Genomic DNA, 7,847 nt, shown 5'->3' with positions numbered 1-7,847 from the left:
CAGCGACGCCCTGGTCCGGCTGTAAATCGCCGAAGCGTTTCCGTAAGGCCGGGGCGAGGCGCAGGGATGCGCCGAGAGGGCGTGGCCTGCAGGGATGCAGGCTCATGCCCGACCCGATAGCCTGAAGGAATAAGCTGAGGGGACCGCGAAGCGGCGATTTACCGCCGGGAGCCCGGGTCGCCAGGGTGGTGGCGATTGAGCCACCCTGGCACGTTCACCGGTCATATCGTTACAGAGTAGCAAGGAACATAACGTGAACGGAATGACCTCCACAGCCGTATGTTCCCCCTCACCCCAGCCCTCTCCCTCAAGGGAGAGGGGGTCGTCCGTGCAGGCATTATTTTGTGGGGAACCCTCAGCCCTGTGGGAGAGGGTTAGGGTGAGGGCATCAGGCCGCACTCACTCCTCATCCCGCCTCTTTTCCCGTTGCTTCAGCCACAGTCGAACCCCAATCACCGCCACGACCACCAGAATCAGCCACGCCCAGTGCTTGAGGTGCTGGTCGAGATTATGCAGCCAGGGCGCAATCACTTCGCCCCCCACATAACCGAGCGTCGTAAAGATCAGCGCCCAGGCAATCGCACCCACAATATTGAGCGGCAGGAAAATTTTTGGTGGCAGATGGCTGGCACCAATGAGTATCGGCCCGATAATGCGAAAGCCATACATAAAGCGCGTGCCAATGACGAACAGATAGGGGTGGCGTTGAATGAGCCGCTGAGCGCGGCGAATTTTCTTCTGATGCTTTGTGAAACGCTTAAGCAGCGTTGGCCCGAAGCGCAGCCCGAGAAAGTAGAGCAGCTGATCGCCAATCATCCCCCCCAGCGCAACCGCGGCGACGACCAGCGGGAATTTCAGCAATCCCTGATGCGCGGCGACGCCGCCTAACAGGGTGATGGTTTCGCCTTCTGCCACGCTACCGATGACCAGCGCGGCATAGCCATATTGTTCAATGAGTGCGTTAATATCCATTACGTAACTGTTATCTCCCTCTGCGTACCTCGTTTAATCATATACCCCATGAATCAACAGCGGGGAAATCAACGGAAATTTCCCACTGTACATAAAATAATCTAAAGCCTGCATTATACTTAAGGTATCGCTGACGGGCCGACAACAAGGGGGCGCTATGAACCATGTCTGGGGACTTTTCTCCCATCCCGATCGTGAAATGCATGTCATTAAAAGTGAGAACGAAACGGTCTCGCATCATTACACGCACCACGTGCTGCTGATGGCTGCGGTGCCGGTAATATGCGCTTTTATCGGAACGACACAAATCGGCTGGAACTTCGGTGACGGCACCGTGGTTCAGCTTTCCTGGTTTACCGGACTCTATTTGGCCATCGTCTTTTATGGTCTGATGCTGGCGGGTGTGGCGGTCATGGGGCGAGTCATTCACTGGATGGCGCGTAACTACCCACAACGTCCATCGCTGGCGCACTGTATGGTCTTTGCCGGATATGTCGCGACCCCGCTGTTCTTAAGCGGTATTGTTGCGCTCTATCCACTGGTCTGGTTGTGCGCGCTGATCGGTACCATTGCCCTCTTTTACACCGGGTATCTGCTGTATCTGGGGGTTCCAACCTTCCTGAATATCAATAAAGAAGAAGGCCTGAGTTTTTCCAGTTCAACACTCGCTATCGGGGTGCTGGTGCTGGAGGCGCTACTGGCGCTGACGGTGATCCTTTGGGGTTATGGATACCGTCTCTTCTGAGTTCACTGCATTGCTGGCGTAAATGCCAGCAATGCAGCATCTGTTCACGATTATCCTCTGGCGACAACGCCCGCTGACGGCTATGATGCCGAAGCCAGCCTGTGTTTATCCGTTGATACAGGCGGTGTACGTCATGACGTGCGTGAATAATTATCAGAAGTCTCACCATGCTGAAATTCCGAGTCTCTTTACTTAGCCTGGCGCTGTTGCTGGGTGCGTCCGCTGCCGTGCCGGCCGTCGCCAAAACGCCCGCGGTGACCGCTGCCGCTGCCCAACCGCAAATTGCTTCAGGCAGCGCGATGATTGTCGATCTCAACACCAATAAGGTGATCTACGCCAGCCATCCGGACCTGGTGCGCCCGATCGCCTCGATTACCAAATTAATGACCGCGATGGTGGTGCTTGATGCCCATCTGCCGCTGGACGAAAAGCTGAAAGTGGATATCAGCCACACGCCGGAGATGAAAGGGATCTACTCCCGCGTGCGGCTGAACAGTGAAATCAGCCGTAAAAATATGCTGCTGCTGGCGCTGATGTCGTCTGAAAACCGCGCGGCGGCGAGCCTGGCGCACCATTATCCGGGCGGCTACGACGCGTTTATCCGCGCGATGAACGCCAAAGCCAAATCGCTGGGGATGAACAATACGCATTATGTTGAACCGACGGGTCTGTCGATCAGCAACGTCTCCACGGCCCGCGATCTGACGAAACTGCTGATTGCCAGCAAACAGTACCCGCTGATTGGTCAGCTCAGTACCACCCGTGAAGAGATGGCGACCTTTGCGAACCCGGCCTATACGCTGCCGTTCCGCAATACTAACCATCTGGTTTACCGTGATAACTGGAATATTCAGTTAACAAAAACCGGTTTTACCAATGCGGCAGGGCACTGTCTGGTGATGCGCACGGTGTTTAACGGTAAGCCGGTGGCGCTGGTGGTGATGGATGCCTTCGGCAAATACACGCACTTTGCGGATGCGAGCCGCCTGCGTACCTGGATTGAAACAGGAAAAGTGCAGCCCGTTCCGGCCGCCGCATTGACGTATAAAAAGCAGAAAGCGGAGCAGATGGCGACGGCGCAGAACGACTGATGCGCCTCTGCGCGCTGATGCCCTCGCCCCGACCCTCTCCCACAGGGAGAGGGAGAAAACACTAAAAACGGTAACCCAGGTTACCGTTTTGCTTTTATTCCGGCAGCGTCCAGTCACCATCGTTGAGCGGGCGCTGCATAATCACCGTATCCCGCCAGTCGCCTTTCTTATAGCCCACGCTGCGCAGCTGACCGACAATCACGAAGCCGTGCTTTTTATGCAGGCGTAACGAACCGGCATTATTATTGCCATCTCCCACCACGGCAATCATCTGCCGCCACGGACCTTGTTCGCAGCGTTCAATTAGCGCAGACATTAACGCCGTGCCAAAACCGCGCCCGGTGATGCTGGCATCCACGTAAATCGACTCTTCCAGGGTATAGCGGTAGGCGTGTCGCGGACGGTAAGGCGTGGCGTAGCAGTAGCCCACCACGATGCCGCGATACAGCGCGATAAGCCACGGTAAACCATTCTCAGCCACGCTTTTCATTCGATGACGCATTTCGTCGATAGTGGGGGGGACTTCTTCAAATGACGCGCGCCCGTGAAGCACATGCCAGGCATAGATCGCGGCGATGGCATGCACATCATCGGGAAGGGCATCGCGCACTTCCAGTTCGGTCTCGGATAAAACATCAATAGCCGACATGATGAGCCTGCTCCTCGTTATAGAAAGCCGGAGAAACGTTTCTCCGGCGTCAGACAGTTACTCTATTACGATTAAGGAGCGCTTAACAATCTCTCAAATTTGGCTGTAGGAATTAATCAGACGCTTGCGTTATGCGCTGCTCCGCGTCCGCGCTTTCTTTCCAGTATTTCTTCCGCGTTGTTTTACCGATGCCGGGATTCATGCTGTTTGTAGGGTCATTCTCGCGATAAAACTGCTTAAGTGCGTCGGGGGCTTTATAAAGATGTCCGACGTTATGTTCCGCAGGATATTGTGCGCCACGTTCACGCAGAAGGGCGAGCATCTGCTCCTTCAGTTCGTGTGCATCGACCCCTTTTTTGACGATGTAATCCTGATGGAAGACATAACACATAAAGTGGCCGTAATAGAGCTTATGCACCAGCTTGCTGTCGATTTCCGGCGGCAGGTGTTCAAACCACTCGGTATCGTTACGCCGCAGAGCGATATCCAGCGCCAGAATATCTTCCACCTCTTCGGAATGCACCGCCTGGTAACGGATGGCGGCACCAGCGGCGGCAAAGCGGTGCAGGAACGCTTTGCTGCCCTCTTCAGGCGTACAGGCAAAGAAATCCCCTTCGGCGGTGTTGAAGAACTCGGTCAGCCAGGCCTGCGCTTCGGCGATCCCGTCTCCGGCCATTTTCAGCAGCAGGTGATGCTCGTACCTGTCGCGCCAGGTTTTCATCCTCTCCGGTAAATGCGCCGGGAAAACGTTGCCCAGTTTCTGCATAAAGCGGTCGGTGAAGTGGGGTTTGAACAGCGACACTTTCTCCAGCATCGCGTCGGTGCGGCCCTTCATGGTGAAGAAGAACGGCATTTTGTCGGTGCCCAGCTTGTCGATCATCAGGAACGTGTCTTTGCCGTAACGCTCGGCGATGTCGTAAATGTCCCGGTGCATGTACTCGCCCGCCACCGGCAGGTGGGTGAATTCACCCAGAATATGACGGCGGATCTCGGTCAGAACCTCAGGCTGATTGGTACCGATGTAAAATACCTGCTGCTTTTTCTCTGCCGGGAAGGTATCCAGGCGCACGGCAAAAACGGCAAGCTTCCCGGCGCAGCCAGAGGATTCAAACAGGCGGTCCGGGTCGGCGTTGTAGCGCGCCGGCGTATCGGCGTCGATATCCCGCACGCGGGTCACGTAGTCGTGATCGTGCGCGTGGCGGCCGTCGTGCTGCACATCTTCATCCTTCACGCGATCGTCGTCGAGCTTGCTGAGGATCTGCTCCGGCGTCACGCCGAGATCGATTCCCAAATGGTTCACCAGCGTCAGCTTGCCATTTTCGTCAATACGGGCAAACAGCGACATCTCGGTATAGGCCGGGCCGCGCTGTACCAGCGAGCCGCCGGAGTTGTTGCAGATCCCACCGACCACCGAGGCGCCAATACAGGAGGAGCCAATCACCGAGTGCGGCTCACGACCCAGCGGCTTAAGCGCTTTTTCCAGGGAGTAGAGCGTGGTGCCGGGGAACGCGAGCACCTGCTCGCCTTTGTCCAGCAGGTGCAGCTTGTCGAGGCGCAGGGTGCTGATAATCACGATGTCGCGATCGTAATCGTTGCCGTTCGGCGTGGAGCCTTCGGTCAGGCCGGTATTGGCGGCCTGCATTAAAATAATCTTGTCGGCGGCGACGCAGGCGCTCAGCACGCGCCACAGCTCCAGCAGCGTGCCGGGGAAGACCACCGCCAGCGCCTCGCCCTGGCCGGAGCGGAAACCCTTACGGTAGCGGGCGGTTTTGGCCGGGTCGGTAAGCAGATGAGAGGAGCCAACCAGGCGCGACAGTTCGTTAATAAAAGCCGTGTTATCGTTTGTTCGAACAGAAGACATCTTCCACTCCTTGTGGTGGGGCAAATTTCTCGCTGTAAAGCATAGCGCGATTAACTGTTAAGCGGTCGAGTATTCACGAGAAAAATCAGAGAATAACCCTGCAACGTTCTGAGGGTTTGTGGCACACTGCGCTTTTCGCACGGTATGGCCGAGATCGTCCGGCGGTTATTGATGAGAGAGTAAAACGACATGAAATGGCTATGTTCTGTAGGTGTCGCCGTCAGCCTGGCGCTGCAACCTGCGCTGGCAGAGGATTTGTTTGGCAATCACCCGCTCACGCCTGAAGCACGGGATGCGTTTGTCACGGAATTGCTCAAGAAAATGACGGTCGATGAGAAAATCGGCCAGCTGCGCCTTATCAGCGTCGGCCCGGATAACCCGAAAGAGGCCATCCGGGCGATGATCAAAGACGGGCAGGTAGGGGCCATCTTTAATACCGTCACCCGCCAGGATATCCGCAAGATGCAGGACCAGGTGATGGATCTCAGCCGCCTGAAAATTCCACTGTTCTTTGCCTATGACGTGGTGCACGGCCAGCGTACCGTCTTCCCGATTAGCCTCGGCTTAGCGTCTTCCTTTAACCTCGACGCGGTGAAAACCGTCGGGCGCGTGTCGGCTTATGAAGCGGCGGACGACGGCCTGAACATGACCTGGGCACCTATGGTGGACGTCTCGCGCGATCCGCGCTGGGGCCGCGGCTCGGAAGGCTTTGGTGAAGATACGTATTTAACCTCCACGATGGGCAAAACCATGGTGGAAGCGATGCAGGGCAAAAGCCCGGCGGATCGCTACTCGGTGATGACCAGCGTCAAACACTTCGCAGCCTATGGCGCAGTGGAAGGCGGTAAAGAGTACAACACCGTCGACATGAGCCCGCAGCGCCTGTTTAACGACTATATGCCGCCGTACAAGGCAGGGCTGGATGCGGGCAGCGGCGCGGTGATGGTGGCGCTGAACTCCCTGAACGGCACGCCGGCGACGTCCGATTCCTGGCTGCTGAAAGACGTGCTGCGCGACCAGTGGGGCTTTAAAGGCATCACCGTTTCTGACCACGGCGCGATTAAAGAGCTGATCAAGCACGGTACCGCCTCCGATCCGGAAGACGCGGTGCGCGTGGCGCTCAAGTCCGGCATCAACATGAGCATGAGCGATGAGTATTACAGCAAATACCTGCCGGGGCTGGTGAAGAGCGGCAAGGTAACGATGGCGGAGCTGGACGATGCCGCGCGCCACGTGCTGAACGTGAAATACGACATGGGGCTGTTTAACGATCCGTACAGCCACCTGGGGCCGAAGGACTCTGACCCGGCAGATACCAACGCCGAAAGCCGTCTGCACCGTAAAGAAGCGCGTGACGTGGCGCGCGAAAGCCTGGTGCTGCTGAAAAACCGCCTCGACACGCTGCCGCTGAAAAAATCCGGCACCATTGCCGTGGTGGGTCCGCTGGCCGACAGCAAGCGCGACGTGATGGGCAGCTGGTCTGCCGCAGGCGTGGCTGACCAGTCGGTGACCGTGCTGACCGGTATCAAGAGTGCCGTCGGTGATAACGCCAAAGTGGTGTACGCCAAAGGGGCGAACGTCACCAACGATAAAGATATCGTCACCTTCCTCAACCAGTATGAGGAAGCTGTGAAGGTCGATCCGCGCACGCCGAAGGAGATGATTGACGAGGCGGTGAACGCCGCGAAGCAGTCTGACGTCGTTGTCGCGGTCGTGGGGGAAGCGCAGGGTATGGCGCACGAAGCCTCCAGCCGGACCGATATCACCATTCCGCAGAGCCAGCGCGATCTGATCGCCGCCCTGAAAGCCACCGGCAAGCCGCTAGTGCTGGTGCTGATGAACGGTCGTCCGCTGGCGCTGGTGAAAGAAGACCAGCAGGCTGACGCCATTCTGGAAACCTGGTTCGCCGGTACCGAAGGCGGTAACGCCATCGCCGACGTGCTGTTTGGCGATTACAACCCGTCGGGCAAGCTGCCGATGTCCTTCCCGCGCTCCGTCGGGCAGATCCCGGTCTACTACAGCCACCTGAACACCGGTCGCCCGTACAACGCCGACAAGCCGAACAAGTACACGTCTCGTTACTTCGACGAAGCTAACGGCCCGCTGTATCCGTTTGGTTACGGCCTGAGCTACACCACCTTCAAGGTCTCTGACGTGAAAATGTCAGCGCCTACGATGAAGCGTGACGGCAAAGTCACCGCCAGCGTTGAGGTAACCAACACCGGCAAGCGCGAAGGGGCAACGGTGATTCAGATGTACGTTCAGGATGTCACCGCGTCGATGAGCCGTCCCGTGAAGCAGCTTCGCGGCTTTGAGAAGGTCAACCTGAAGCCTGGCGAAACCCAAACTATCAGCTTCACGATCGACGTGGATGCGCTGAAGTTCTGGAACCAGCAGATGAAATATGACGCGGAACCGGGCAAGTTTAACGTCTTTATCGGCGTGGACTCCGCCCGCGTGAATAAAGGTGAGTTCGAACTGCTATAACCTGTCCCTCCTTTGCCTCCCCCCGTCCTGCGGGGGAGGCGT

6 protein-coding genes are annotated in these 7,847 nt (G+C 57.2%); 3 read left to right on the top strand and 3 right to left on the bottom strand.

Annotation, left to right across the window (positions count from 1 at the left end; translation table 11 throughout):
• Window positions 1-399: 399 nt before the first annotated feature.
• Entirely contained in the window at window positions 400-972 is a 573-nt protein-coding gene (locus AC0TN7_RS03745) for a DedA family protein (protein ID WP_032646544.1), read from the bottom strand.
• Between the two features lie 157 nt (window positions 973-1,129).
• On the opposite strand from AC0TN7_RS03745, the gene AC0TN7_RS03740 reads away from it, so the two are divergent.
• Window positions 1,130-1,717, top strand: coding sequence for a Yip1 family protein (locus AC0TN7_RS03740; protein ID WP_023312454.1), 588 nt, complete (start codon window positions 1,130-1,132; stop codon window positions 1,715-1,717).
• A gap of 167 nt (window positions 1,718-1,884) precedes the next feature.
• Window positions 1,885-2,808 (top strand): D-alanyl-D-alanine endopeptidase, encoded by a 924-nt coding sequence (gene pbpG, locus AC0TN7_RS03735; protein ID WP_024908154.1) that lies wholly within the window; start codon window positions 1,885-1,887, stop codon window positions 2,806-2,808.
• Window positions 2,809-2,902: 94 nt separating this feature from the next.
• Here pbpG and AC0TN7_RS03730 read toward each other — a convergent pair whose 3' ends face one another.
• Both AC0TN7_RS03730 and dld read right to left on the bottom strand, forming a co-directional pair.
• On the bottom strand, window positions 2,903-3,457 hold the full coding sequence (locus AC0TN7_RS03730) for a GNAT family N-acetyltransferase (RefSeq protein WP_024908153.1): 555 nt from the start codon (window positions 3,455-3,457) through the stop codon (window positions 2,903-2,905).
• Window positions 3,458-3,569: 112 nt separating this feature from the next.
• Window positions 3,570-5,318, bottom strand: a complete 1,749-nt coding sequence (gene dld, locus AC0TN7_RS03725) for a D-lactate dehydrogenase (RefSeq protein WP_473701843.1) — start codon at window positions 5,316-5,318, stop codon at window positions 3,570-3,572.
• A gap of 189 nt (window positions 5,319-5,507) precedes the next feature.
• On the opposite strand from dld, the gene bglX reads away from it, so the two are divergent.
• Complete coding sequence (gene bglX / locus AC0TN7_RS03720) at window positions 5,508-7,805, top strand: beta-glucosidase BglX (protein ID WP_417927608.1); 2,298 nt, start codon at window positions 5,508-5,510, stop codon at window positions 7,803-7,805.
• Window positions 7,806-7,847: the final 42 nt, after the last annotated feature.

The organism is Enterobacter sp. PL_is511 (genome assembly GCF_055816065.1).
The sequence above is the reverse complement of the archived record's forward strand: the minus strand, read 5'-3'. Positions and strand labels throughout refer to the sequence as shown.